Origin of the sequence: Mesorhizobium waimense, from assembly GCF_003601975.1 — a bacterium.
In the GTDB taxonomy this organism is placed as follows: Bacteria; Pseudomonadota; Alphaproteobacteria; order Rhizobiales; family Rhizobiaceae; genus Mesorhizobium; species Mesorhizobium waimense.
The window spans coordinates 452,588-478,517 of the sequence record NZ_QZWZ01000002.1; the positions used below are offsets into that span (position 1 = coordinate 452,588).

At 61.1% G+C, this 25,930-nt stretch carries 22 protein-coding genes; all 22 read left to right on the forward strand.

What is annotated here, in order from left to right:
* Positions 1-2: 2 nt before the first annotated feature.
* A complete protein-coding gene (locus D3227_RS43705) occupies positions 3-137 on the forward strand; it encodes a hypothetical protein (RefSeq protein WP_281034894.1) in 135 nt (44 codons plus the stop codon).
* Positions 134-1,606 (forward strand): terminase, encoded by a 1,473-nt coding sequence (locus D3227_RS04775; RefSeq protein ID WP_120012953.1) that lies wholly within the window; start codon positions 134-136, stop codon positions 1,604-1,606. Before D3227_RS43705 ends, D3227_RS04775 begins: the two co-directional genes overlap by 4 nt.
* 73 nt (positions 1,607-1,679) lie before the next feature.
* Positions 1,680-1,889: a hypothetical protein gene (locus tag D3227_RS04780; protein WP_120012954.1), complete on the forward strand. Its 210-nt coding sequence runs from the start codon at positions 1,680-1,682 to the stop codon at positions 1,887-1,889.
* 7 nt (positions 1,890-1,896) lie between these two features.
* On the forward strand, positions 1,897-2,103 hold the full coding sequence (locus D3227_RS04785) for a hypothetical protein (RefSeq protein ID WP_120012955.1): 207 nt from the start codon (positions 1,897-1,899) through the stop codon (positions 2,101-2,103).
* A complete protein-coding gene (locus D3227_RS04790; protein ID WP_120012956.1) occupies positions 2,100-3,800 on the forward strand; it encodes a portal protein in 1,701 nt (566 codons plus the stop codon). The genes D3227_RS04785 and D3227_RS04790 overlap by 4 nt, the downstream gene beginning before the upstream one ends.
* The gene (locus D3227_RS04795) at positions 3,800-4,003 is read left to right on the forward strand and encodes a hypothetical protein (protein ID WP_120012957.1); all 204 of its coding nucleotides are present in this window, start codon (positions 3,800-3,802) and stop codon (positions 4,001-4,003) included. The genes D3227_RS04790 and D3227_RS04795 overlap by 1 nt, the downstream gene beginning before the upstream one ends.
* Positions 4,000-4,335 (forward strand): hypothetical protein, encoded by a 336-nt coding sequence (locus tag D3227_RS04800; protein WP_120012958.1) that lies wholly within the window; start codon positions 4,000-4,002, stop codon positions 4,333-4,335. The genes D3227_RS04795 and D3227_RS04800 overlap by 4 nt, the downstream gene beginning before the upstream one ends.
* Positions 4,325-5,122 carry a hypothetical protein gene (locus D3227_RS04805; protein ID WP_245451640.1) on the forward strand — a complete coding sequence of 266 codons (798 nt, stop codon included), beginning with the start codon at positions 4,325-4,327 and terminating at the stop codon, positions 5,120-5,122. The genes D3227_RS04800 and D3227_RS04805 overlap by 11 nt, the downstream gene beginning before the upstream one ends.
* Positions 5,123-5,129: 7 nt before the next feature.
* Positions 5,130-6,170 carry a major capsid protein gene (locus D3227_RS04810; RefSeq protein WP_120012959.1) on the forward strand — a complete coding sequence of 347 codons (1,041 nt, stop codon included), beginning with the start codon at positions 5,130-5,132 and terminating at the stop codon, positions 6,168-6,170.
* A gap of 63 nt (positions 6,171-6,233) precedes the next feature.
* The gene (locus D3227_RS04815; RefSeq protein ID WP_120012960.1) at positions 6,234-6,644 is read left to right on the forward strand and encodes a Bbp16 family capsid cement protein; all 411 of its coding nucleotides are present in this window, start codon (positions 6,234-6,236) and stop codon (positions 6,642-6,644) included.
* Positions 6,637-7,020, forward strand: coding sequence for a hypothetical protein (locus tag D3227_RS04820; RefSeq protein ID WP_120012961.1), 384 nt, complete (start codon positions 6,637-6,639; stop codon positions 7,018-7,020). Before D3227_RS04815 ends, D3227_RS04820 begins: the two co-directional genes overlap by 8 nt.
* A 91-nt stretch (positions 7,021-7,111) precedes the next feature.
* A complete protein-coding gene (locus D3227_RS04825) occupies positions 7,112-7,582 on the forward strand; it encodes a hypothetical protein (protein WP_120012962.1) in 471 nt (156 codons plus the stop codon).
* 113 nt (positions 7,583-7,695) lie between these two features.
* On the forward strand, positions 7,696-7,989 hold the full coding sequence (locus tag D3227_RS04830; protein WP_120012963.1) for a hypothetical protein: 294 nt from the start codon (positions 7,696-7,698) through the stop codon (positions 7,987-7,989).
* A gap of 6 nt (positions 7,990-7,995) precedes the next feature.
* A complete protein-coding gene (locus tag D3227_RS04835) occupies positions 7,996-8,604 on the forward strand; it encodes a phage connector family protein (RefSeq protein WP_120012964.1) in 609 nt (202 codons plus the stop codon).
* The gene (locus tag D3227_RS42585; protein ID WP_245451641.1) at positions 8,604-11,015 is read left to right on the forward strand and encodes a phage nozzle protein; all 2,412 of its coding nucleotides are present in this window, start codon (positions 8,604-8,606) and stop codon (positions 11,013-11,015) included. The genes D3227_RS04835 and D3227_RS42585 overlap by 1 nt, the downstream gene beginning before the upstream one ends.
* A gap of 52 nt (positions 11,016-11,067) precedes the next feature.
* Entirely contained in the window at positions 11,068-11,466 is a 399-nt protein-coding gene (locus tag D3227_RS04845; RefSeq protein ID WP_245451642.1) for a phage protein Gp13 family protein, read from the forward strand.
* Positions 11,466-11,984: a virion core protein, T7 gp14 family gene (locus D3227_RS04850; RefSeq protein ID WP_120012966.1), complete on the forward strand. Its 519-nt coding sequence runs from the start codon at positions 11,466-11,468 to the stop codon at positions 11,982-11,984. Before D3227_RS04845 ends, D3227_RS04850 begins: the two co-directional genes overlap by 1 nt.
* Positions 11,985-12,227: 243 nt before the next feature.
* The gene (locus tag D3227_RS04855; protein ID WP_167480592.1) at positions 12,228-14,294 is read left to right on the forward strand and encodes a D-alanyl-D-alanine carboxypeptidase family protein; all 2,067 of its coding nucleotides are present in this window, start codon (positions 12,228-12,230) and stop codon (positions 14,292-14,294) included.
* 127 nt (positions 14,295-14,421) lie between these two features.
* Positions 14,422-21,261, forward strand: a complete 6,840-nt coding sequence (locus D3227_RS04860; RefSeq protein WP_120012968.1) for a hypothetical protein — start codon at positions 14,422-14,424, stop codon at positions 21,259-21,261.
* A 67-nt stretch (positions 21,262-21,328) separates the two neighbouring features.
* Positions 21,329-24,034 carry a hypothetical protein gene (locus tag D3227_RS04865; RefSeq protein WP_120012969.1) on the forward strand — a complete coding sequence of 902 codons (2,706 nt, stop codon included), beginning with the start codon at positions 21,329-21,331 and terminating at the stop codon, positions 24,032-24,034.
* 56 nt (positions 24,035-24,090) lie between these two features.
* Positions 24,091-24,267: a hypothetical protein gene (locus tag D3227_RS41470; protein ID WP_167480593.1), complete on the forward strand. Its 177-nt coding sequence runs from the start codon at positions 24,091-24,093 to the stop codon at positions 24,265-24,267.
* Between the two features lie 6 nt (positions 24,268-24,273).
* Positions 24,274-25,914 (forward strand): hypothetical protein, encoded by a 1,641-nt coding sequence (locus D3227_RS04870; RefSeq protein ID WP_120012970.1) that lies wholly within the window; start codon positions 24,274-24,276, stop codon positions 25,912-25,914.
* The last annotated feature ends 16 nt before the right edge of the window (positions 25,915-25,930 follow it).

Consider the following 25,930-nt stretch of genomic DNA (forward strand, 5'->3'; position numbering starts at 1 on the left):
CCATGGCGCACAAACTCATTGCGATCGCCTTGGCGCTGCTCCTGGCCGCCTGCACCTCGCAACCATCCTGCTATGAGACGCCGCGCAACATGCGGTGCATGAGCGGCGACGAACTGGAGCGGGCGTTGGCGCAATGAACGCGCGTGTCGACCCGAACGACGCGATAATCGAACTCGCTGCCTCTTGCCGGTTCGATCCGCTGCGCTGGAGCCGCGTCGCATGGGATTGGGGCGTCGGCAACCTGGAGAAGCACCAAGGCCCGCGTGAGTGGCAAGACGACATCAACAAGGTCATCCGAGATCACCTCGCCAATCCCGCGACGCGCTACCAGCCGTTGCAGATCAGCGTCGCCAGCGGCCACGGCATCGGCAAGTCTGCCGAAATGGGCATGCTCTCGAATTGGGCTATGTCCTGTTGGGCTGACGCGCGCATTACCGCGACGGCCAACACCGAAGGCCAGTTGCGCACCAAGACCGCGCCTGAAATCGGCAAGTGGTTCCGAACCTCGCTCACCTCGCATTGGTTCGATGTGCAGGCCACGTCGATCAAGAGCCGCGATCCGCAGCACGGCGAAAGCTGGCGGCAGGACTTCACGCCTTGGAGCGAACACAACACGGAAGCGTTCGCCGGTCTGCACAACGAAGGCAAGATCATCCTGCTCTTGTTCGATGAGGCGTCGAAAATTCATGACAAGGTTTGGGAAGTCGCTGAGGGCGCACTGACCGACGAAGATACGGTCATCATCTGGATCGTCTTCGGCAACCCGACGCGCAACAGCGGGCGTTTCCGCGAGTGCTTCCGGCGCTTCCGGCATCGCTGGGTCCAGCGGCAGATAGACAGCCGCACGGTCCCCGGCACGAACAAGGCTTATCTCCAGCGCCTTGTTGACGACAACGGAGAAGACAGCGACATCGTGAAGGTGCGTGTTCGGGGGCAGTTCCCAGCGCAATCAGCCATGCAGTTCATCAGCGAGACCGACGCCGACAAGGCGCGGAATGTCCATCTGCGCAAAGAGCAATACAGCTTTGCGCCTGTCATCATCGGCGTCGACCCAGCTTGGACCGGCGATGACAAGCTTGAGATCATGCTGAGGCAAGGGCTCTACTCCAAGAGCCTCGCGACCATCGCCCGCAATGACAACGATGTTGAGGTGGCGAACCTCATTGCGCGCCTGGAGGATGAGCATCAAGCCGACGCGGTGTTTGTGGACGCCGGCTATGGCACGGGCATTGTCAGCGCCGGCCAAGTCATGGGCCGTTCGTGGCGTTTAATCTGGTTCTCAGGCAAGTCCGTCGATCCCGGCTATCTCAACCAGCGCGCATACATGTGGGGCATGAAAAAGAAGTGGCTCAAGGCGGGCGGCGCAATCGACCCGCGCGATGAGGAACTTTATCAAGACATCATCGGGCCTGAGACCGTGCCGCGCCTGGACGGCAAAATCCAGCTTGAGAGCAAAGAGGACATGAAAGAGCGCGGCATGCCATCGCCGAACAAGGGCGATGCGCTGGCGCTGACATTCGCTGAGCCGGTGGCGAAGAAAGACCGCACCATTCTTGGCGGCGGCAAACAGAACCAAGCGGCGGTCGATTACGATCCTTTCCAATAGGCGCGTGTTCGTGCCGGCAACCATCAAGCCGTAGTGGTCGATCAAAGACCCTCCAGCTTGCCGGTGACCCGCAATGTGCATGTTCAACACGCCAAACCAAGATGAGCCGACGCTGCCGCCTGAAACCGCCGCGATGCGTGAGCCCGATCAGGGCGCGGTGAGGGCGGGCGTCGGCAAGCGCGCGACCGACAAGCTGCGCTCGGGCGCGAACACGATCCTCACCTCGGGCTCGGGCGTCACGGCTGCGGCCCCAACCGACAAGAAAACCCTCCTGGGCCAGTGAGATCACCATGGGCGCGTGGGCGATGCTTTGTATTCTGCTGTCGATCGCCTTTGGCGTGTCGTCGGCAGCAAGCCTGCTGTGGGTAGCCACGGCGGACATTGAGAAGCGCGTTGACGCCTGGATGATCGCCGCCCTGTTGGCGGCGGCTTCGCTGATCTCGTTCGTCCTAGCTCTCTGGTTCGCCATCGCCAATGCGGCGCAGGGGCTCGCATGACCGTCAACACCGCGCGCAACGAAACCCAGGTCGCCTATCATCGCCGACGCGCTGAGGAACTGAAAACCGTTCGCAATCCGTGGGAAACGGTCTGGCGTCCGCTCGCCGAATTCATCGAGCCGACGCGCCTGCGCCTGTCGAACACGAACGAAGGCGCGATGAGCCGCGCAAGCATCCTTGACAGCACTGGCACCAAGGCGTTGCGAACGCTGGCGTCGGGCATGCATTCCGGCATCACGTCGCCGGCTCGCCCGTGGTTCCGGCTGGCAACGAACGATCCCGATCTGAAAGACTTCGCTCCGGTCAAGACGTACCTCGCCGAAGTCGAGACGCGCATGCGCGAGGTGTTCGCGGGATCGAACGTCTACAACGCCTTTCACATTGGCTATGGCGATCTTGGTCAGTTCGGCCAATCGGTCGGCCTCCTGGTCGAAGACGAAGAGGCGACGGTTCGCATGCAGCAATTGCTGCACGGTCGCTTCTGGATCGCTCGCGATGAGAAGGGCCGCGCTACGACGCTCTATCGCACCTTCCGTTGGTCGGTGCAGCGCGTCGTCAGCCGCTTCGGCTACGACAAGGTAAGCGCTCGCATCAAGCAGATGTGGGATCAAAGCAAGTATGACGAACGCTTTGACATCTGGCATGCGGTCGAGCCGCGCCTGAACCGCGACGCCTCCAGGATCGACAAGAAGAACAAGGCGTTCCTGTCGAACTATTGGGAAGACAGCATGACCGCTGGCGGCATGGCCGGCGAATTGCTGGAGGAAAGCGGGTTCGATGAAAACCCGATCATCGCGCCGCCGTGGGAGCTTGCCGGCGACGATCACTATGCCCTGTCGCCGGGGCAAATAGCGCTTGGTGACGTGAAGGGCTTGCAGCTTGAGACCAAGCGCAAGTGGGAAGCGATCGACAAGAAAGTTCGCCCGCCGATGACTGGGCCAACGTCGATGAGGAACAACCCGGCTTCGCTGCTGCCTGGCTCTGTCACCTATGTCGATGACCCGACCGGCAAGGGCTACCGGGCGGCGATGGACGTGAACATAGACCTGTCGCACCTGACCGCCGATATCCGCGATCTGCGCCAGCATATCGAGCAAGTTTTCTATGCCGATCTGTTCCTGATGCTCGCCAACATGGAAGGCATCCAGCCGCGCAATCAGTTCGAGATTGCGGAGCGCAAGGAAGAAAAGTTGCTCGCCCTCGGGCCGGTGCTGGAGAACGTCTACGGCGGGCAATTGGAGCCGGTGATTGATCGCACGTTCGCGATCATGGGTCGGCGCGGAATGCTGCCGCCGCCGCCGCCTGATCTGCATGGGGAGGAACTCAACATTGAGTATATCTCGATCCTCGCTCAGGCTCAGAAGGCCGTCGCCACGGGCAGCATCGAACGCGGCTTTGCGTTCGCTGGACAGCTTGCCTCAGTCAAGCCCGAAGTGCTCGACAAGCTCGACGGCGACGAAGCGCTTGACGTGTATTTCGACTATCTCGGCGTCCCGCCGTCCATCGTCATCCCTGACGATAAGGTCGCCAAGGTTCGACAGGCGCGCGCGCAGAAACAGCAAGCCGCTGAGAACGCCGAAATGATGGCAACCGTTGCGCCTGCCGCAAAGCAGGGCGCGGACGCTGCGGCAGTGCTGGCCGGCGCTCAGGATAACCCAGGCGGTAGCGCTCTGCTCAGCAAGCTCGGGATCGGCTGATGACCTTCACCATTCAACTCGGCTGGTGGCTTGTGCCGGCGCTCATCACGGCAGCGGCGTTCGGCTGGTCGACATGGCAGCAAGATCGCAGCCCAGCCTATGACTATGGGAAGATCGGGCAAGGCATCGGCAACGCCGTCATGCACGGCATTGCGCTAATCGTCACGCTTGCTGCGTGGATGATCTGGGCTCTGATCCCATGAGCGATTTGAGCGAACAACTGTCTCCGCAGGAACAATCCGAGCGCGATGAGTTGGCAAGGGCGTTCGCCGAAGTCTTCGCGCTCGCGGCGGGCAAGCGCGTCCTGTTCTGGATGCTGGAACAGTGCGCGATCTACGCCGATCCGTTCGCGAGCGAGAACACGAACGCAACCAACTATTCGCTCGGGCTCCAGGCCGCTGGACGCAAACTGATCTCAAAGCTCGATGAGGTCGACCCGCGTTTCTATCCGCGCCTACTGCTCGAAATCGCCAACCTGAGAGCAATGGACCGTGCGGCTGCTGCCGCCAAACAGGAGACGGAAGATGAGGAATAGGATCGCGGCGCTGATGACTGGATCATCGCCTTTCGCAATGGCGGCTTTCGAGGGCGAGGGCGGCGGCGCTGGTGGCGGGACGCCTGCTCCTGTTGTCGTGCCGCCGACGCCTGAGAGTGTGCTGTTCCCGGCCGAAAAGCCCACTGACCCTCCTGCCGGTGACAAGCCGGTCGATCCTCCTGCCGCCGACTGGAAAGAATACGAGAACGACCCGGCGAAGTCGGAAGCCGAGAACACCGCCGCCAAGGCGGAGCACGACAAGACCAAGCCAGCCGAAAAGACCGACGCCGAAAAGGCGCTCGATGCCATTCCCGAGGACGGCAAGTATGTGCTGACGATGCCGGAAGGCGTCACGGTCGATCAGGAATTGCTCGACGCGCTCGGCCCGAAGTTCGCCGCGAAGCAGATGACGGTTCGCGAGGCTCAGGAACTCACCGATGAGTATGTGAAAATCGAGACCGCGCGCACCGCGAAGCGCGTCGAAGATTGGGGCAAAACCCTATCCGGCTGGGTCGATACCGCGAAGAAGGATAGCGAGATCGGCGGCGACAAATGGGACGGCACTGTCCAGGCCGGTCAGCGCGCCGTCAACGCCCTCGGTTCGCCCGGCCTCAAGGAATATCTCAACGCGAGTGGTGGCGGCAACCATCCCGAGCTTATCCGTTTCATGGCGAAGGTCGGGGCGATGATCTCGGAAGACAAACCGGCCACTGGCGGCGCGGAAGGGCAAGGAAAGCCCGTCGATGCTGCTCACAAACTGTTTCCGAACGACGCACCGAAAGGCTGAATGAACTATGGCAACCATCGGCAACACCTACCCGCAGCTAATCGACATGCACAAGGCGTCTGCCGAAGGCACCGTCATTGAACTGCTCAAGCAGAACAACCCGATCCTGGAAGACGCGATCGCGACGCCCTGCAACATGGACGCGCTTCACCGCCATTCCATCCGCACTGGCTATCCTACCGTCTCGTGGGGCCGGCTCTACAAGGGCGTGAAGGCGTCCAAGTCCACCATGCAGCAGGTCGATGACACGACCGGTTTCCTCCAGGCGCGTTCCGAAATCGACGTGAACTTGCTCAAGCTCGCGCCCGATCCGGCCAAGGCCCGCCTTGTGGACAGCGCGCCGTACCTGGAGGTGATGAACCAGGAAATGGCGACGGGCATGTTCTACCACAACACCGACGCTACGCCCGAAAAGTTCAAGGGCCTGTCGCCGCGCTTCTCGCTCTACAACACCAACATTCCCGACCCGACCAAGCCGAACATCGCCAACCAGGTTATCCACGGCGGCGGCTCGGGTGCCGACAATACGTCGATCTGGTTCGTCACCTGGGCGGATCACGCCACGTCGCTGCTCTACCCGAAGGCGAGCAAGGCCGGCGTCCAGGTCGAGGACAAGGGTACGGAAAAGGTGTTCGACGGCAACGGCGATCCCTACTATGCCAAGGTCACCACGTTCCAGTGGGACATGGGCGCGTTCGTCAAGGACTACCGCTACAACGTCCGTATCGCCAATATCGACGTTTCCGACATGATGGCCGGCACGGTCGATGTGTGGGCGCTGCTCCGCAAGGCCTACTACCGCATGTTCCAGGTGTACGGCATCGGCGCGCTTGGCGGCAAGTCGGCCTGCTACATGAACCGTCAGGTTCTGGAAGTCCTGGACGCGCAGTCAACCGACCGCGCGCTGATCGCCGCCAACCCGAACTATACCGCGCTGGGTCAGGCCCAGGTCGAAGGTAAGCTTGTTCGCACCTATCGCGAAATCCCGATCCGCATGACCGACGCGCTTCTGAACACCGAAGCACTCGTCGGCTCGGTCGCGATCTAATCGCTCAACGCTTGAGCCTGTCGCCATCTGGCGGCGGGCAGGATTTCAACGAAAGGCAAGGCAATGATTTTCGACCAGCAGACTTTGCTTTCCGACGCGCAGGCGATCACGGCGACGGCGGCAAGCACCAACATTATCGATCTCGGCCCGATCAACGCCGGGTTCGCCCGCGACATCGGCAAGGGGAAGCCTATCCCGTTGCGCGTCCAGGTGGTTGAGGCTTTCAACAACCTCACCTCGCTCGCCGTTGCCCTCCAGACCGACGACAACGCGGGTTTCGCCTCGGCGAAAACCGTGTGGACAACGACTGTTGTCCTGGCTGATCTCATCCTCGGCAAGGTGATCATCCCCGAGTTCATCCCGCGCGGCACGGACGAGCGCTATATGCGCCTCAACTATACCGTGACCGGCACCGCTCCCACGCTCGGCAAGATCACGGCCGGCGCAGTCATGGGGTCTCAGTCCAATGGCTAAGGTCATCGCAAAGATGCGCGGTTATTTCGGCGGCATTATCCGCGAAACCGGCGATGTGTTCGGCGTCCCTGACGATCTATGGGCGGATGAAAAACGCCGCCCCAAGTGGTGCAAGGAAGTTGGCGCAAGCGAGGTCGAGGCTGAGGCCGAAGCCGGCGAGGGCGAGGGCGGCGAAGCTGGCGACGGCGACGAAGCTCCGAAGCCGAAGAAGGGCAAGGGCAAGGCAAAGCCGGTGACGGTCAAGGCTCCTGAGGCCGCGCCGTTCGCCGATGCGCCGGCACCTGTCCGAGCCAAGAGCGAGATCAACGACGCTCTCGGCACCACTCAGCCGGATTGGCTCGCTCCTGGCGCTGCTCCTAAGGCTGTGACCGATTAAACGGGAGGGGAGGCAAGCCAGTAATCGCGGATCAGCATGTCGCGGTGAATGCTTGCCTTCCCTCCCCCTTTCACTACAGGGGGACTGACAGATGGCCGCTTTGTACAATGAGCAGCGGGTTGTAGGCGTTGTCCCTGTCGACGGGAGCGGCAACCCGGCCTCAAACCTCGGCGCAAACGATGCGAATGGGGCGGTCGTACAGTCTGGTCTTTCATCGACGTTCTGGAATTACGCAGCCGCGACTGGCGGTATCGTCAACACGGCTGTTGCCGTGACCATCAAGGCCGCAGCCGGCGCGGGCATCAGGAATTATCTCAAGACCCTGACCGTTGCTCATGACGCGCTTGGAGCCGCGACCGAATTGGCAATTCGCGACGGCGCAGCCGGAACCGTGCTTTGGCGCGGAAAGCTCCAGACCGGCGCTGTCGATGCGGCTGCGGCGAGCGTGATCCAGTTCGATCCGCCGCTAAAGGGGACGGCTAACACCCTTCTGGAGGCCGTCACCCTGACCGCTGTAACGGGCGGCGTGTTCATCAATGCCACCGGGTTCGCGGGCAACTAAGGGCTTCACTATGACGCCGATCTACGACTTTGCGCTTGCGCTCTTTTGGTCTTGCCTGGCTGTCGGCGTCGGTGTCGCCGCTGCGGTCGTGACGATGCCGGGGAGCTTCTGACATGACGAAGATGGCCAGTCTTGCGCAGAAGTACGGCGATTTCGACAAGCCGTATGGCTCGAACACTGACGAATACTTCCCGTCGCTCTGTCTCGATGAAAAGCAAATGGATGGCCTCGATCTCGGCAAGCCGGATATCGGAACCGAGATGACCATGACGGCCACCGTTCGCGTTTCCAATCTCAGCGCCAGCAAGAATGGCTCGCGCTCAATGTCATTCGAGATCATCGAAGCCGGCTTTGAGCCCAAGGAAAAGAAGCCCGACGCGGCATCTGTCCTCTTCCCGAACGGGTAAATTCGCATGTCCTCAATCGTCTCGATCTGCAACCTCGCCCTGTCCAATCTCGGCAAAGACAACATCAGCGCCTTGACCGACGCCGGGGCTGAGGCGCTCGCTTGCAACCAGTTCTATGATCACGTCCGCGACACGCTGCTCCAGGTCTATCCCTGGAGCTTCGCGGCTAAGACCGCCTCGCTGGCGGAAGTCGCGAACGACAAGGTGGGCAGTTGGGGCTACGCCTATCGCCGCCCGACCGACTGCCTCAAGGTGCGCTATGTCAGGCCTGCGTACACGGAAAACCAGACTTCGGATTTAACCGCGGCTAAATCCGACGCCTTCGGTTTTGCGCATGAGATCGAGGGCCAGACGATCTATTGCGATCTGTCGCCGGCCTTCCTCCGCTACACCTATCGGCTGACCGATCCGACGAAGTACACGCCGCTTTTCATTGAGGCGTTGTCCTGGCATCTGGCCGTTCGCATGGCGATGCCTCTGACCCGCGATCCCAAGGTGCGCGCCGACGCCTACCAGCTTGCCCAGGCGACGCAAAACACCGCCTCGGCGGCGGACGCGAATGAGGATCGCGAGACCTCCGACCATGACAGCGAATTTGTGACTGAGCGCGCGTAATGGCCCTGCGTACATTCCAACCCTCGTTCACTGCCGGCGTTCTTTCGCCTGCCCTGTGGGCGCGCGTCGACCTGGCAAAGTATGCGACCGGCCTCAAGACGGGGCTCAATCTGTTCGTGCATCCGCACGGCGGGGCGTCGAACCGGGCTGGCTTTGAATTCGTCCGCGAGGTGAAGGCCAGCGCCAACAAGACGTGGCTTCTGCCATTCCAGTTCAACACCGCGCAATCCTATGTGCTGGAGTTCGGCAACCTCTATTTCCGCGTCTTCAAGAATGGCGGCGTCGTGCTGTCGGGCGGCGTTCCTTATGAGTGCGTGACGCCCTATGCGAGCGCCGACGTCCCCGATCTGGTTTTCGTTCAAGAAGCCGATGTCATGTACATCGTGCATTCGAACTATCCGGTGAAAAAACTCGAGCGCCTTGCCGATGACGATTGGGCGCTTGTATCTGTGACATTTGGGCCGGCCACGGTTGCGCCAACGGGGTTGGTTGGAACAGCTAATTTTAAAAGGCGATCCGGCGACAGCGCGAACATCTCATACAAGGTCACGTCCGTTGGCGCTGGTGGAGAGCAGAGCGCAGCCTCCGCTGCGACAACCGAGAATGTTCAGTATCAAAATGATGACGGCAGGAGGATACGCATCGCATGGAACGCCGTAGTAGGAGCCTCGTCATACCGGGTGTACCGCACTGACGGCTCAACGGGCGTTCTGGTCGAGACCACGAGCACGACTGTCGATCTCTTGCAGGATCAATATACCGGCGACGGCGCGGCTATTCCGGGCGCGGCCGATCCCGGAGCCCCAGCCACGCCGACAGGCTTAACGTCCACCACGATCTACGGCAAGGATGCCAAGTATGTCGTCTCGGCAGTGAATGACGATACCGGCGAGGAAAGCCTACCGTCAGCTTCGCTGACCCTGACGAATGACATGTCCTACAAAGGCAACCGAAATGAATTGACTTGGACTGCCGTGGCCGGTGCGGGGCGCTACATCGTCTACCGCGAAGACAATGGCCTGTATGGCTATATAGGCACGTCGGAAACGACCGATTTCACCGACGAAAACATTGTCTCCGATGTTTCTGATGGTCCTCAAACGGCGAGAAATCCGTTCAACGGCGCGGGCAACTATCCGCGCTGTGTCACGTTCGTTGAACAGCGCCTTGGGCTTTTCTCGACGGACAATGATCCTCAGGCCGCATACCTTTCGCAGTCGGCGAATTATGAGAACTTTGGCGTAGCGTCGCCGGCCAAGGCCAGTGACGCCGTGACGTTCCGCATTCGCGCCCGGCAGGTCAATGAGATCAGGGCTGCTCTGCCTATCCGTGGCCTGATGCTGCTCACCTCGGGCGCGGAATGGGTTGTGTCTGGCGGCGCGAATTCCGACGCGATCACGCCCTCGGCAATCAAGATCGATAACCAGGGTTTCCGTGGCGCTGCGCACGTGCAGCCGGTCGTTGTCGGCAACACGGTACTGTTCCCGCAAAATCGCGGCTGCGTGATCCGCGATTTCAGCTATGAGTTCACGCAAGACAGCTTCACGGGTAAGGATTTGACCATCCTCGCCCGCCACCTATTCGAAGGTAAAGAGATTGTCTCTTGGGCCTTCGCTCAGGCTCCCTATTCGATGGTGTGGGTTGTCCTGGATGACGGCTCGCTTGTCTCGCTCACATACCTGAAAGAGCATGAGATTTGGGCTTGGACGCATCACGAGAGCGGCCCGAATGATGACGCTTATTTCGAGTGCGTCACGGTCATCGCGGAAGGCAATGAGGACGTTCCGTACTTCATCGTCAAGCGGACCATCGGCGGCGTTTCGAAGCGCTACATAGAAAGGCTGCATTCGCGCGCGTTCGACACCGTTGAGGATGCTTTCTTTGTCGACTGCGGCCTGACCTATGAGGGCGCGGAGGCGACGCTGATCAGCGGTCTTGGTCATCTTGCGGGGCAGTCTGTCGTCGCGCTCGCGAATGGCAACGTGGTGCGCAATCTGACTGTCTCAGGTGGCGGTACTGTCACGCTGCCAAACCCCGCGACCAAGGTCCACGTAGGCTTGCCGATGACTGCGGCGATGCAATCCCTCGATATCGATCTTGGATCGGTGCGGGGGCTTGGCACGGTGCAGGGCCGCTCGAAGTCGATCAGTGAGGTGACGTTGCGCGTCCAGGATACGCGCGGGATCTTCCTCGGGCCGCGTGACGGCGAACGCGACGATGCCAACACGTTGGTCGAGTACAAGCAGCGTTCAACCGAAGCGTGGAACGAAGCGATCGGCCTTTACACGGGTGATATCAGGATGACGCCGCATTGGGATTGGACCGATGGCGGCAACATCTGGATCAAGCAGTTCGATCCGCTGCCGATGACAATTCTTGCGCTTATGCCAGATGTCACAATCGGTCGCTGATATCCGGATCGTTCCGGCCCGCGCCGCTCATGTTCGATCGATTGCCCGGCGTATGCGCCAAGCCGACCGCGATGAGGTGTCCGCCGCGTCTGGCCGATCGCCGGCTGACGCACTGATCTTCTCGCTGCGCAAGTCGTCTCACGCCTGGACGGCGCTAATCGACGGCGTTCCTGAGGTGATGTTTGGCGTGGGCGACATCAACGTTCTTGCCGGTGTCGGCGCGCCGTGGCTGCTCGGTACCGATGCGGTTGACCGCCATTATGTGGCGTTCCTGCGGCGCTCGGTCGGGTTTAGGGACCAACTGTTACGGCGCTATTCGACGCTGAGGAACTTTGTCGACGTTCGCAATCGAGCGTCGATCCGCTGGCTCCGCTGGCTCGGGTTCACGCTCTCCGATCCGATTGAATACCGGGGGCATGAATTCAGGCTGTTCGAACTGAGGTCCGACTGATGTGCGATCTGGGTATAGCTCTGACAATCGGCTCAACGCTGCTCGGCGCGGCTGGCTCGATCCAGCAAGCCCAGGCCACGTCTGCGGCGAACAAGTACAACGCCCAGGTCCAAGACATGAACGCCAAGCTTGCAGACCGCAAGGCGAAGGACGCCATTGATCGCGGCGTTCTGGAGGAACAGCGCAAGCGTCAGCAGGTCGCCGGCATCCAGGGTCAGCAACGCGCGGCGATGGCCGCGAACGGCGTCGATCTCAGCTTTGGATCGCCGCTCGACACGCTCGTTGATACCGCCGTCATGGGCGAGCTCGACGCGCTGACAATCCGCACCAATGCCAATCGCGAGGCGTATGATTACAAGGTCGATGCGGTCAACAAGCGGGCTGGCGCGACCATGAGCCGAATGAGCGCTAGTGCTGCAAGCACAGGCGGCTATCTCGATGCCCTCGGAACCGTTTTGACTGGCGGGGGCAAGGCTTACGGCCAGTACAAGCAGTCTCAAATCGGCTCTATCGGGTAGGGGTGAAGGATGCCGCGCGTTCCCGAATATCAGTCTGACGTTTCAGTTCGTCCGATCTTCCAACAAGGATTGGAGGCCAACGCGACGCCTGACGCCTTTGGCGCAAGCATCGGTCGCGGCATGCAGTCGGCGGCGCGTGGTCTCGACAATCTCGGCGATGCCGTCACCCAGGTCCAGCAGCTTGAGGATGTGACGCGCGCCAAGGACGCGGACAACTCCTATTCCGACTGGCTGCGCAATCGCATGTATGGCGACAACGGCTTTATGACGCTGGAAGGCCGCAACGCCGTCGATCAGCGCAAGACGTTCGAGGAAGAGGCGGCAGACAAGCGCAAGGAATTCGGGGCCGGTCTGTCGGCGGGTGCCGCTCGCGCCTACCAGACGGCTTCGCAGGCCCGGCTACAGTCTGTCTATCAGCAATCCATCGTTCACAGCGCGGGCGAGCGCAAGGCATGGTTCAAGGATGCTTCGGCGGCGCGTGTCGAGACGTTCGCGAACGATGCGCTGGTGAACTTCAACAATCCGGCAACAGTGACGAAGAACATCGCGGCGGGGCAGGCTGAGCTACGTCAGCAAGGTTCTCTCTTAGGCTGGGACGCCGCCACGCTCAAGCAGCGCGAGGGCGATTATGTGTCGGGCGTGCACAAGAACATCACGCTCAGGCTCGCCCAGGACGACGCCATAGCCGCCGAAAAGTATATGAAGGCGAACGCCGATCAGATGACCGGCGCGGATCAATACTCGCTGAACGCCTCACTGGAAACGGAACTGGTCGCAGAGAAGTCCAAGCGCGAGGCTGAGGCGATCCTGTCAGGCGGTCGCGCCGTGCCAGGCGCGCCGGATGCAACGCCGGCCGTTGCTCCTCCCGGTGGCGGTGGGCCTACGCGAGCCAAGGCGTATCTTGAGAAACGGTCCTCTCACCAAGGCCGGGCCGGCGATACGCTGTATCTCGACAACAGCTTTGCCGACAACCTCGCCGCCATGATGCAGGACGCGCCTCCCGGCATTCGTGAAGGGCTCGGGATTTTCTCGGGGTATCGCTCGAATGAGGTTCAGAAGAGGCTGTTCGCGCAAAGCGATAAGACCGGGCATTCGGTCGCGTTCCCGGCCGGCTATAGGAAGCCGAACGGCACCATCGCCAAGGGCTCGAACCATTTGCACGGTCGCGCCGTCGATCTTTCCTACAACGGCGAAAGCCTCGCCCGCGCTCCGAAGGACGTTGTTGATTGGGTCCACGAGAACGCGGGCAAATACGGGCTCTTTTTCCCCATGAAGCATGAGCCGTGGCATGTCGAGCCGGTGGGATCGCAGGGCAGGGCGGCAGTCTCCGGAACCGTCGCGCCCAGGGGCAACACGATCGCGCCGCGATCGGTCGCGCCGTCTTATGACGACATCGAAACCAAGCTGGCTGCGATCTCTGATCCTGATGTGAGGGACGCCACGCGCAAGCGGCTCTATTCGGCGCTGGAAGCCCAGAGCAAGGCCGGTGAGCAACAGGAGAAAGCAGCCAAGGCCGAACTGTGGAAATACATTGATCAGGGCCAGACGCCCGATCAGGTGCCGATGGAGGTTCGGCAGGCAGCAGGCATGGCGGCGGTCTCGTCGGCCTGGAGCTACATGGACGCTGCCGCGAAGGGCCGCGCCGCCGATAGCGATGAAAGCCTGCTCTACGACATGCGCAAATATGCCGCGACCAATCCGACCGACTTCGCCAACGTCGACCTGAACGATTACCGCGACCGGTTGTCGAAAGAGGCGATCAAGGAATTGACCGGTCAACAGACAACGGCGCTGACCGATCAGCGTAAGGCGAAGGAAGACGGGATGACGCTCACCACGGCGTTTTCCCAGGCCAACACTCAGCTTGAGGCTGTGGGCATTACAACGGCCGGGAAGCAGGACCAAGAGCGCGAGGACGCAGCCAAGCGCGTCGCTCAGTTTCAGAACGCATTGGCCGCGCAAATGGAAGAGTTTAAACGGTCGACCGACAAAGCGCCGAACCAGATGGAAATTCAGTCGATGATCAACCGCCTGCTCTTGCCGGTGGTAATCCGCGATCAAACTGAGCGCTCGATCTGGAACCCGCTCAAGACGCCGTGGTCCATGAATTCAACGACTGAACGTGACGGCTTCGTGTTCGAAGAGGGTCAGCGCGGCGACAACTCAAGCGTCGATGTCGTTGTCAAGTATGGCGATATCCCGGTTGATCTGCGGCGCGGGATTTCGACCGATCTTGAACGCGAGCTTGGCCGCAAGCCCAGCGAGGAAGAGGTTGTGCAGCGCTACGAGGATTTCGTTCTCAACCGCTGATGGCTCGAATGGCGAGGCCGATTTGTCCCGCCAACCAAATTCCAAAGAGGATCAAGGCGACGTTGCGGATGCCCGCATTCGTGACGCGCCAACCTGCCTGCTGATCTCTCATAGGAATTACGCCCTCATGGATACAATCGCGGACTATAACGCCTGGAAAGATAAGCAGCAACAGAGCGGCGTCGGCGCGGCTCAAGTCGTTCTCGGATCGGTTAACGAGAAGCCGGATCAGGTGGCCGGCGACGTAAACCTTGCCAATGAGTTCGGCAAGGCCACGGGCAACCCGGTTCCGCCGCTGCCGATGGTTCGCGAGTATCGGAACGTCTTTCAGCAGAAGATCGAGGAACAGAAAAACAAGACGATCCTGTCAACTTCGCCGCGCCTGACGGACTGGCTTCGCAGCCCCGACAACGCGGCGCTCGCCCGCGACGATCTGCAAAACCTGTCCTGGTTCGAAGGCTTCGGGCGCGGCGCGACAAATACGCTCTCCCGCTCGGGTGATCGCCTGAGCCAGATGGGCAATCAATTCATGCTCGAACAGACGGCAGGCCGCGCCTCTGATCGGGACAAGAGTTTCGGCCAAATCCTAGAAAGCGAACAGACAGGCTCCGGTCTGCGCGACATGCAGGGCCAGCCGCTCAAGACCTGGACGGGCTCCGAATACCTTGGCGCGTTCGGGCGGTGGGTCGACGCCCGCTATGCCGACATGATCGGTACGGATGACGCGGCTGCGGCGACGCAGTTTGCGGCGGGCGTCAAAGACAGCCAAGACCGTCTTGCGGCAACGCCGAAATCGGCAACAGCTCAGGCGTTCGAAAGTGCGGCAATCGTCAAGGATGCTACGCCCGGCGAGGCGCTTGCGAACTTCGGCGCGGCGTTCCTTCGCAATCCTGTCGGCGGCTTGTCGTGGGCTCTGGAAACAGCTGGCGAAAGTGCGCCACAACTCGCGGCGGCGCTGGTGGCTGGCCGGATCAGTCCATCGGCTGGCGTCGCGGCGCTCGGCGGCGGCTCCTACGTGACCGAACGGTACACCGCGCCGGCTGACTTCTTGTCTGAAAAGGGGATCGACCTCGGCAAGCCGGAAGACGTGCAACGCCTTCTGGCTGATCCGAAGATCATGGAAGAGGCGGCAAATCGCGGTGTCATTCGCGGCTCGATTGTCGGCGCGTTCGATCTGCTCTCTGGCGGTCTCGCCGGCAAGGCTCTGGTACACAATCCGATTGTCGAGGCGATTGCGCAGAGCGCTCAACAGGCGATCCTCGGCGCTGCCGGCGAATACTCCGCTCGCGTCGCCGCGGGCCAGCCTGTCGACTGGAACGATGTCATCGCTGAGGGCGTGGCTGAGATCGCGACCGCGCCGGTTGAAATGGGCGCGGCTGGCCGGGAGTTCGCCGCCAATCGGCGCAAGGCCAAGGTCGCTGAGGGCACGGTTGCCCAGCTTGGCGAGATATCGGCCAATGCCCAGGCGTCTCAGGTGCGCGCGCGGACGCCTGACACCTTCCGCCAGTTTGTCGAGGCGGCGACGGCGAACGGGCCGGTCGAGAACGTCTATGTTCCGGCCGAACAGTTCGCCACATACTTCCAAAGCCTCGGCGTCGATCCTCATGCGCTTGTCGATGAGCTTGAGGGCATGAGCCGCGACGATCTCGACGTTGCTCTTGCGGGCGGCGGGGATCTTCAAATTCCGACTGCCACCTATGCCGCGAAGCTCGCCGGCACGGATCACGATGCTTTCCTTATGGAGAACATGCGGTTCGATCCGAACGAATTCACGGCGCTGGAGGCGAAGGAGTTCAATGAGCGCGCGCAAGACGCGCTTGACGAAGCCTGGCAAGTGGCTGAGGCGGATCGCCTGGACGAAGAGGCGTCGCGGTCCCACGAACAGCAAATCTATGACACGATGGTCTCGCAGCTGCGCGCGGCCGGGCGGTCGACGGACGTAGCCACGACTGAGGCGGCGCTCTACCCGGCGTTCTATCGGACCATGGCCGAACGCTCGGGCCAGACCGTCGAAGACTTCATGCGGGCTTATCCGCTGCCGCAAGTGCGCGGATCGCTGCCTGAGGGCATGCAGTTCCGCGACGTTGACGCATTGAACCGGACGCTGGCCGAAGCCCGCGCCCAACGCTCTGCCGGTCTCGACAAGCGGCAATCGCTGCTGGAGTTCATTTCCGATTACGGCGGGATCAATGATGTCGGCGGCGACATCAAGGCGATGGATGCCGCCACGATCAAGCGGAAGGGCAAGAAGACGCTCAAGATCGCGCGCGGGACAATAGCCGGCGTGCGCGACATGTTCGGGCAGGCGAGCGGCAAAAAGCACGGGCTTGATGACGTGGCCCAGGCCGCGATTGAGGCCGGGTTTCTGGCGAACGATCCGGTGGCGACCGAATACCGCAACGCGATCAAGGAAGGCAGGCAAGTGCCGAATATCGGCAAGGCGCTGCTCGACGCGATCGGCCGCGAAATGCGCGGCGAGGCGGATCACGCCGCACCGGTTGACGCGGCCAAGGCGGATCACAATGCGCAGCTTGATCAGATTGAGGCGTACCTGTCGGGCTTGGGCGTCTCGCTCGATGACAGTGATGCCGCGATCCGTGAGGCTGTCCAGGCTGATCAGGCAGATGAGGCAAAGAAGTACGCCCAGCCGGCCTATCACGGCACGCCGCATCTGTTCGACAAGTTCTCAACGGATCACATCGGCACGGGCGAGGGCGCTGGCATCCCAGGCCATCAATACGTAGGCCACGAAAGCCAGAAAACCAACTATGTCATCTATGACGACAGCCGCGTTGCCGTCACCTCGTTTGAGCAATCCGGCGACGTGCGCGGCCCGCGCGGCTCGATCCAATTCCCAGGCGGCGGCGTCGGCAACGGCGACACGGTTGTTCGGCTGTTCGAAAGCGCCGATCTGTCCACATTCCTGCATGAGAGCGGGCATTACTTCCTGACGGTGCTGCGCGATCTCGCCGACAAGGGCGAGGCGTCCGCCGCTGGCGACATGGGCAGCGTCAAGGAATGGTGGAGTGCGAACGCCGACGCCGTGGCGAAAGACGCCATGCGCGTCATGCCCGATGTCACCCTGACCGCCGACGATGTGAACGCGGCGATCAACAACGGCACGACCGGCGATCTGATGAAGGACGCAGCCATTGATGTCGGCATGCAAGAGCAATGGGCGCGCGGGTTCGAGAGCTACCTAATGGAAGGCAAAGCGCCGTCCATCGAACTGCGCGGCGCTTTCGAGAAATTCCGCTCCTGGCTGATTTCGGTCTATCGCCGGCTGGCCGGCCTCAACGTCACTGTGTCTGACGGCATTCGCGAGGTCTTTGACCGCATGATTGCCTCTGACGAAGAGATCGCCAAGGCCAAGGATCAGGCTGGCGATCGTGGCCCGATCTTCGCGACAGCTGAGGAAATGGGCCTGACGCCCGGCGAATTCGCGTCGCTCCTCAAGCTGCGCGATCAGGCTGAGGATGACGCCAAGGCGCGACTGCTGCGCGAGGCCATGGCTCCGGTGAAGCGCGCGCAAGAGAAGTGGTTCAAGGATGAGCGCGCCAAGGTGCGCGATGAGGTTGAAGGCAACGTCAACACCTATCGCTACTATCGGGCGATGGAGTGGATGGGCAACCGTCGCTGGTGGGGCGAGGGCAAGCCGGAAGACATGCCCGATATCCGCTTGTCCAAGGATATCCTTGTGGAGCTCTATGGCGAGGGCGTCTTGAAGACGCTGCCGCGCGGCATGCAGACCATGTACGCGGTCGAGGGCGGGATTGACCCTGACGAAGCTGCCGGCTGGTTTGGCTTCGACAGTGGCGATGAGCTTATCCAGGCGATGGAAAAAGCGCCGCCGCGCAAGCAAGCCATTGAGGCCGAAACAGACAAGCTGATGCGCGAGCGGCATGGCGACGTGCTGACTGATGGGTCGATCGAGGCTGAGGCGCTGGCCGCGCTGCACAGTGACAGGCGCGGGCAATGGATTGCCGCCGAACTCAAGGCCGTTGTCGAGGTCGCGGGAACCGGCATTGGCATGACCGCGAAAGAAGCGCGCGCCACGGCTCGGGCGTCGATTGCGCGGATGCGCGTCCGCGATGCCGTGAACTCGATCCGTTTCCTGGCCGCCGAACGCAAAGCCGCTGATGAGGCCGCGAAGCTCGGCGCGATGCTGGCGCGTGACAAGGTATGGGTCGATGCCGCGCGCCGTCGCATCGAAAGCAAGGCGCGCGCGGCGTCGAAGGGCAAGACCTCGCCCGATACCGTCGCCACGGCGATCAACGCCTACAACGAGAAGTTCGCGACGACGCAAAGCACGTTCACGGTTCCTGATCGCGAGGCCGTCAGCAAGTCGGGCAACGCCTTCACGATCAAGGGCGGCGAGCGCACCGCGACATCGCACGGCTATAACGATCTGGTCGCTCGCCTGATCGAAACGAAGCGTCGCCAACTGCTCAACCATGCGCTCTACATGGAAGCGCGCAACGTGATCGGCGAAGTCGACAAGGCGGAAAACTTCGTTGCCAAGCTGGCGAAGAAATCGACGCGAGAGAAGATCGCGGGCGCTGGCCGGAGAGAGAACGCGCGGGTCGACTATCTGAGCGCTATCGATGAACTCCTTGAGCGCTACGACTTCCGCAAGCTGAGTGGGGCCGCTGAGAGCCGGCGAGGGGCGCTGAATGCCTTCGTGGCCGCGATGACGGCTGCTGGCCGGGAGAACGAGCTTGCCATTCCTGAGGGCGTCCTGAGCGACGCAGCGCGCCGTCCCTACAAAACCTTGCCGGTCGAAGAACTGCGGGGCGTGGTCGACACGCTTAAGAACCTGGAGCATGTGGCGCTTCGCTGGAACAAGCTGATCGACACGCAAAAGCAACGCGATCTCGACGCGGTGATTGTCGATGTCGTCGCCGCCTTCGATGCGAACATGCCCAAGCGCCCGCCTGGTCGCGTCGGCACAAAGCGCGAATCGCTGCGGCATTCCGTGCGCCAGTTCTTTGACCTTGTGCTGAACGCCGGAACGATCCTTAGAGAGATCGACGGGTTCAAGGACATGGGCGCGGCCTATCGCAACATCAAGACGCCGATTGATGAGGCGGCGGATCGGCTGACCGCGCGCAAGGAAAAGGCGGCGAGCGATCTGGAAAGCCTCTATGCGGTCTACGCCAAGGAAGATCGCCGCCGCATGGCTGTTCGTCATCATATCCCTGAGCTTGGCTATGCGCTTTCGAAGTGGGAACGGATCGCGGTCGCGCTTAACCTCGGCAACGAAGGCAACCGGGCGAGGCTGACCGATACCAAAGTTCGGGGATCTTTGACTGAGGCGCAAATCTCGGCGGTGATCGCCAAGCTCGATGCGCGCGACGCCGATTTCGTGCAGTCGGTCTGGGATTATGTCGGATCGTTCCGCGACGATATCGCCGCTCGCGAGCGCCGGGCAACTGGCGTCGAACCGCAATGGGTCGAGGCAACGCCGGTCGATATCGCCGGGAAGACGCTCAAGGGCGGCTATTACCCGTTGAAGTACGATCCGCGCCTGTCGTCGCTCGCGCGTGACGATGAAACGAATGATATCGCCACGGCGCTCCAGGCTGGCCGGTTCGGCAAGGCGCAGACGCGCCAAGGTCACCTCAAGGAACGTGCGCGGTCCTCGGGCCGCGATGTCGAGCTTGATATGTCGGTGCTGCATCGCCACGTCAACCAAGTCATCTATGACCTGGAGCTAAGCGAGCCGGTCGCGAATTCGTGGCGTATCCTCCAGAGCGGCGAGGTCCGCTCGGCGTTCATGGACGCCGGCAAGCAGGCAGATTTTGACGCGCTCGAAATCTGGCTCAAGGACGTGGCTGAGGGCGAGTTGAAATCGGCCGATTTGGTCGGTCGGGCGGCGCGAACGCTCAAGTCGAATTTCACCGCGGCTAAATTGGCATTCAACCTTTCGACGGTTGCGATGCAGGTTACCGGCCTGTCTCAGTCGATGGTTGTTGTCGGCAAGAAAGACATGGCCGTTGGCATCATGCAGGCGGCGAAAAACCCGATCAGCATGGCGCGCGACATTGCGGCCAAGTCGCAGTTCATGGCTACACGCCAGACCACGTTCAACAAGGATATCTTTGATTTCTATTCCGATCCGAAGACCGGGCCGGTTGCCTCGCGCTGGGGTGAGATCAAAGCCGAGATCGTCGGGCCGCTGGCGTTCTGGCTGATGACCAAGACGCAATGGTATCTGGCGGACGTTCCTACATGGCTTGCCGGCTATCGGCAGGGCTTGCGGCAGAATGGCAACGATGAGACGAAGGCCGTCGCCCATGCCGATGCCGTGGTGAAGCGCGCCCAGGCGTCCGGTCTGTTTGCCGATCGCTCGGCGGTCGAGCGCGGGTCAGTATCGCGCACCGCGCGGCAGAATGACGTTGTGCGGCTGTTCACGGCGCTTGGCTCGTACATGTTCGCCAAGTTCAACGTCGCCTATGAGCGCACCGCCAAGGCCAAGCGTTTAATCGGCGATGAGGGTTTGTCGGCTCGCTCGGGGCAGGAGGCGCTTTCCTGGACGCTGGACATGGCTTTCCTGTTCACGCTGGAGGCGGTGATCGGCGCGGCGATCAAGGGCCAGCTGCCAAGCGGCGACGGCGGCGATGACGATGACGGCTGGATGGCCTTCCTCGCCAAGCAGACGGGATTTTCGGTCATGGCGACGATCCCCGGCGTTCGCGACATCACCGGCCCGCTGCAAGGCTTTGACGGCGGCGGCTCATATGGGTCGATCACCAAGGAAATCGCAACGCCGTTTCTGGAGGGCGGCAAGTCAGTCCAGAAGGGGGAGGTGCGCAAGCAGTTCATCAAGTCGATCGTCAACGCGACCGGTCTGGCTACCGGCCTGCCGGCGACGCAAATCAACCGCGCCGTTGACGCCGCCTGGAGGCAGGCTGACGGCAAGGATGTTTCGCCGCTCGAATACCTGCTTGGCCGTCTTGGGAAATGATCGCGTGAAGTTCTAGGCCGCAACCATCGGCCCCTATCGTGCCCGAAACATTTGGGCGCGAGATCACATGACTGTTCCAAGCGAAACTAACCGTTCCGGCCCCTACAACGGCAACGGGGTCACGACCGCGTTTGATTATGAATTTCGGATTGTCGATGAGAGCTATCTCAGGGCGATCAAGGCTGATGCCGCTGGCGTCGAAACGGTTCTGACCCTCACGGCCGATTACGCGGTTACAGGGGTGAGAGCGCCTGAGGGCGGCCAAGTCGTGCTAACTGTGGCATTGCCTACCGGACAGACGCTGACGCTCCTACCGCACGTTCCCTTCACACAGGAAATCGATCTTGAAAACCAAGGCGCTTACTACGCCGAGACGGTTGAGACCGGCCTTGATCTTGCCGTCATGCGCGATCAGCAATTGCAGGAACAAATCAACCGCGCCGTCACCATTCCGGCGTCGGAAGACCCTGCCCAGCTTGATGGTTTGGTGCACGACATCTTGCGGCTGGCTGACAGCGCCGACGAGATCGATACTGTCGCGGGGATTGAGGATGACGTGACTACGGTTGCGGGCATAGCTGCGGAAGTTGTCGCCGCTGGCCCGGCCGCAACCGCTGCGGCGGCGTCTGCTGTGACGGCATGGGAGTGGGCTCAAAAGGATGAGGACGTTGCTGTAAACGACGGCGTTCACGCGCCTGGGTTTTCCGCGTTCAATTGGATGCGCAAGGCGCTGGGCTATGCAGCTTCGGCTTCGGCTTCGGCTATCGCTGCGGCGGCGTCGGCGGCAAGTATCAACCTGCCTCCGGTCTCGGCCGACACGTTCCTCCAGGCTAAGCCGGATGCTTCCGGCTATCTTACGAAGACGGCCGCCCAGGTCCGCGACATTCTCGGCTCGCCCTTCATCAACTCCTTTGCGCGCACGCCGGCCGCCGATGGCGTCACCAATGATGTGGCTGCTCTTGTGGCGCTGGAAGCGACCGCCGAAGAGGTGATCCGCCTCAAGAATGCCAGCTATTTCATAGGCACCAATTACACGCCGACAAAGACGCTGCGGTTCTCATCTGGAACGAAGTTCTTGGTTGCCAATGGCGTGACGGTCGACTTCAATTTAGCCGAGCCTGAAATACATGCGCCCAAGAAGCAAAGGTTCTATCTCACTGGCACTGGCGCTATCGCCGGCCTGCAAAAGAGCTATGCCGGATGGTTTGCCGGCGACAACCTGAACACGGCGACCAATTCACTGACGCTGCTGCAGAAATGGGCGGACAGTGTAACAATCGGCGGCGAATTGAAGGCCACGCTCGGGTACTACACCACCGATGGCTCGGCCTATATCGAATGCACCAAGGGCCAGCAGGTATCCTCCGACAAGGGTGCATCCAATGCCAAGCTGGTGTTTTCCGGCACGGCAACGCGTGGCTTCCGGTTCTCATCGCAACTCTATGGCTCGGTCAAGCAGGTACGCTTCGAGCGCCAGACCCCGAACATAGCGCCCACTGTTGGTGACTGCATTCTGTTCGACAGTGGCTCGCAGGCTCGCGGCGTGGTCGATCAGATATCTACGGACGGCTGCTACGTTGGCGTCCATGCGGTTTCGGGATGGGTGACGAGTTCGCGGCAGACATCGACCGACACGCGCTACTCGGCATTCTTTATCGACGGCACAAACGAAATCCATCTTGCACCCGGATGCGTCTTTGCCGCGAATAGCTCATGGATCACGATGACCGGGATAACCGGCACGTTCCAGAGCGGCGAGACGGTCACGTTCTCTGGTGGCTCTGGGACGATCTTCAAGGACGCAAGCAACAACTACAAGGGCGTGTTCACCGCCACGGTTCCGACCGTCAGCCAGGTTCTGACCGGAAGCACGTCTGGGGCTACCGGCACGCTCGCCACCAAGGTCAACGGTCATACCAATGGCGGCATCCGCATTTATGGCCGCTGCCATGCTGGCGTCTACGATGGTACGGAAGTCTCAGGCGGGGACTATCCACTGCTGATCGATGCGCTTAGCACCTCGAACGCGGATCGCTCGCTGTTCCACGTCTTCAATGGATGCCTGTTCGATAGCGCTATGATCACGGCTGCGGCGGTCTTCAAGGCTGTTGGCACCAAGTTCTTTGGGTGCTGGTTCTCATCGTTCCTTACCGCCACCGGGCTCTATCTGGCCGACGCTGTTCACACGGTCGTTGAGGGCTGCCAGTGGACCTATGTTGGCGGTCGGTGCATCCTGGTGGATACTGGGTCAAAAGACACCCAGATCAGCGGCGGTCTTATGGCTGATATCAACGCCAGCAACACGGCCAACCTGCCGGCAATCCAGTTCGTCTCTGGGACGACAGGCAAGGTCCGTGATGTCACTATCGGCACAAATCTCGGCTACGGCCCGAACAACCCGACGCGGGGCGTCCAGATCGACGCTGGCGCGAATGGGATTACGCTCGACAACATCGACGCTTCGCTTTGCACAACGCCAATCGTGGACAACGGCACCGGGACAATCATCCGCAATTGCGCCGGGGCTAAGACCAACAACCAGGGGGCGGGCGTAGTCAACTCGGCGGCTTCGTCGGCGGTCATAAACCACGGCCTCGGCTTCACGCCTGCCGTTACGGACATTCGCATCACGCCGACAACAAGCCTTGCGACATCGACCCTGACCGGCTTCTGGGTCAGCGCCGCTACGGCCACGACATTCACTGTCACCGTGAACGCGGCGGCTAGCGCGAACTGGTTCTTCGGCTGGGAAGCCCGGATAAAGAACGCCTGACGCGACCGCGAAGAAACCGCATTGCAATCAGGTGGCTATGGTGCGATGGAAAGAGAATGACCCAGCCGAAACCTTACTTTGCGATCGCAGCGGCGCTTCTCGTCGTCGGATTGGCCATCTTCGGCCATTCGAGATCAACCGTCATGCCCGGCGCCATCGAGAAATGCATGAGCGAAGCGGAAAAGACAGCACCGCAAGGCGTCCCTTACTCCGTGGCGTGCCCTGGCTTCTGACAGGGCATGAGCAGTCAGGTCGGTTTTAGTCGGATTGCGGCGGCCGGAGTGGTTCTGTTCGTTATTCTGGTCTACGCCACGTCTGACGGGACCGTTCCCGTCTTGCCGGATGAGGTGGGGTATCTCGCAATCGCAAAGTACCTCGCGACTGGCGAAGCGCTCAATCTTTCTACTTTAGCGAACTACAGCTTCGGACACGCCGTCCTGTTGACGCCGGCATTCTGGGTAACGAGCGATGTGGCGACGGTCTACAGGATCGGCGTAGTCGTCAGTTGCCTCGCAACCGCAATGGTGCCTGTAGTTCTGATCGGGATAGCCGAAAAGATAGGGCAACCCAGGTCATTGTTTCTGGTCGCCTGTTCGTTCCTGGTGGCTGTATTCCCAGCCTATTCCTATCACAATGCCGTAGTGTGGTCCGATGCGACCTTTCGACTGGCCTTTTTGCTTACCGTGTTTGCGTTCACATCGGCTTGGGTGGCTGGGCGGCCATGGCGTTGGGTGCTGTTCGGGGCCATGGTGATCATTCTCTACGCCATTCATCCCCGCGCGCTGGGTATCGTCCCGGTAGCATTCGTGGCGCTGGTCGTTGCCCGGGCCATGCAAAAGGCGACTTGGACGGAAGTTGGGGCGTCGGCTGCTGCCATGCTCCTGCTCTGGTTCGGGGTCGATGCTGCAAACAACCACTTTGAGATAGCGATCTGGGGGCGAGACCTATCACAAAGCGGAAGAATAGCCGGCTTTCTGCAAGCGCTGATGACGCCTTATGGGTTCAAGTCTGCCGTCGCCGTGTCGATAGGGCAACTCTGGTCCTTGATCGCATCCTCGTTGGGGTTCTTTGTCGTTGGCTTATTGGCTTGCTGGCAGATGGTTCAATCGCGCCCCGCCGTTAGACCGATGATCCTTTTCTCAGTCGCTGCTATGCTGGCAATCACAGCGGCTTCTGTCATGCAGATGATGACGCCCGGTCGGATAGATCACGTCATCTATGGCCGCTACGTCGACGGCGCTTCAACCGTCATTGTTTGGCTGGGGCTGGTGTGGCTCGGACAGCGAGAGAAGCAAGCCAGCGCCATCGTGTTGGTCATTGGCTCGGTCTTGGTGACGGCTGTCATAGTGCTGAAGCCATTCATCCATGCGCCACTGGCGCCGGTAGTCGCACCGACAATTTCAGGCCTCCTGTGGGTCGACTTTACTGGCCCCGGGATCCACTTGGCGCCGCTATTGACCATAATTGCCATGGGGTCTCTGATGGCCGTGGCGGTCAGTTCATCCTCGCTGGCGTTGTCAAGCCGACCATGGACCGCTCTAGCTGTTGTGGCGGTTGCGGTCATTGGAGCTTCCTCTTGTGCCCTGTTGTCCGCAAAGCGCGCCCACACTGTGCGAGCCAACTACGTCAAGGCAACGGCAGCGATATATGCAAAAGCCAACGGTCGCCCGATTCATTGGGATGTCTCTGACGCGGGCGATGGTGAAACCACGATTGACCAGTTTTCCGCCGCATCTGAAACAATGCCGCCATCCGACATAGCGGCAACCGATATCCCCATCGGGGATGCCGCAGTCGTGCCGGACGGGTTCCAGAAAGCCGGCTATTCCCTGCTTGGCGATCTTCCCAACGCGACAAAGCTTATCGTGAGATCGCAATAGGCGCAGGCCAGTTTTA

What these genes read in the sequence shown, in the direction of transcription:
- D3227_RS43705 (WP_281034894.1), top strand. Translation starts at nt 3, where the DNA reads ATGGCGCACAAACTCATTGCGATCGCCTTGGCGCTGCTCCTGGCCGCC.
- D3227_RS04775 (WP_120012953.1), top strand. Translation starts at nt 134, where the DNA reads ATGAACGCGCGTGTCGACCCGAACGACGCGATAATCGAACTCGCTGCC.
- D3227_RS04780 (WP_120012954.1), top strand. Translation starts at nt 1,680, where the DNA reads ATGTGCATGTTCAACACGCCAAACCAAGATGAGCCGACGCTGCCGCCT.
- D3227_RS04785 (WP_120012955.1), top strand. Translation starts at nt 1,897, where the DNA reads ATGGGCGCGTGGGCGATGCTTTGTATTCTGCTGTCGATCGCCTTTGGC.
- D3227_RS04790 (WP_120012956.1), top strand. Translation starts at nt 2,100, where the DNA reads ATGACCGTCAACACCGCGCGCAACGAAACCCAGGTCGCCTATCATCGC.
- D3227_RS04795 (WP_120012957.1), top strand. Translation starts at nt 3,800, where the DNA reads ATGACCTTCACCATTCAACTCGGCTGGTGGCTTGTGCCGGCGCTCATC.
- D3227_RS04800 (WP_120012958.1), top strand. Translation starts at nt 4,000, where the DNA reads ATGAGCGATTTGAGCGAACAACTGTCTCCGCAGGAACAATCCGAGCGC.
- D3227_RS04805 (WP_245451640.1), top strand. Translation starts at nt 4,325, where the DNA reads ATGAGGAATAGGATCGCGGCGCTGATGACTGGATCATCGCCTTTCGCA.
- D3227_RS04810 (WP_120012959.1), top strand. Translation starts at nt 5,130, where the DNA reads ATGGCAACCATCGGCAACACCTACCCGCAGCTAATCGACATGCACAAG.
- D3227_RS04815 (WP_120012960.1), top strand. Translation starts at nt 6,234, where the DNA reads ATGATTTTCGACCAGCAGACTTTGCTTTCCGACGCGCAGGCGATCACG.
- D3227_RS04820 (WP_120012961.1), top strand. Translation starts at nt 6,637, where the DNA reads ATGGCTAAGGTCATCGCAAAGATGCGCGGTTATTTCGGCGGCATTATC.
- D3227_RS04825 (WP_120012962.1), top strand. Translation starts at nt 7,112, where the DNA reads ATGGCCGCTTTGTACAATGAGCAGCGGGTTGTAGGCGTTGTCCCTGTC.
- D3227_RS04830 (WP_120012963.1), top strand. Translation starts at nt 7,696, where the DNA reads ATGACGAAGATGGCCAGTCTTGCGCAGAAGTACGGCGATTTCGACAAG.
- D3227_RS04835 (WP_120012964.1), top strand. Translation starts at nt 7,996, where the DNA reads ATGTCCTCAATCGTCTCGATCTGCAACCTCGCCCTGTCCAATCTCGGC.
- D3227_RS42585 (WP_245451641.1), top strand. Translation starts at nt 8,604, where the DNA reads ATGGCCCTGCGTACATTCCAACCCTCGTTCACTGCCGGCGTTCTTTCG.
- D3227_RS04845 (WP_245451642.1), top strand. Translation starts at nt 11,068, where the DNA reads ATGCGCCAAGCCGACCGCGATGAGGTGTCCGCCGCGTCTGGCCGATCG.
- D3227_RS04850 (WP_120012966.1), top strand. Translation starts at nt 11,466, where the DNA reads ATGTGCGATCTGGGTATAGCTCTGACAATCGGCTCAACGCTGCTCGGC.
- D3227_RS04855 (WP_167480592.1), top strand. Translation starts at nt 12,228, where the DNA reads ATGTATGGCGACAACGGCTTTATGACGCTGGAAGGCCGCAACGCCGTC.
- D3227_RS04860 (WP_120012968.1), top strand. Translation starts at nt 14,422, where the DNA reads ATGGATACAATCGCGGACTATAACGCCTGGAAAGATAAGCAGCAACAG.
- D3227_RS04865 (WP_120012969.1), top strand. Translation starts at nt 21,329, where the DNA reads ATGACTGTTCCAAGCGAAACTAACCGTTCCGGCCCCTACAACGGCAAC.
- D3227_RS41470 (WP_167480593.1), top strand. Translation starts at nt 24,091, where the DNA reads ATGACCCAGCCGAAACCTTACTTTGCGATCGCAGCGGCGCTTCTCGTC.
- D3227_RS04870 (WP_120012970.1), top strand. Translation starts at nt 24,274, where the DNA reads ATGAGCAGTCAGGTCGGTTTTAGTCGGATTGCGGCGGCCGGAGTGGTT.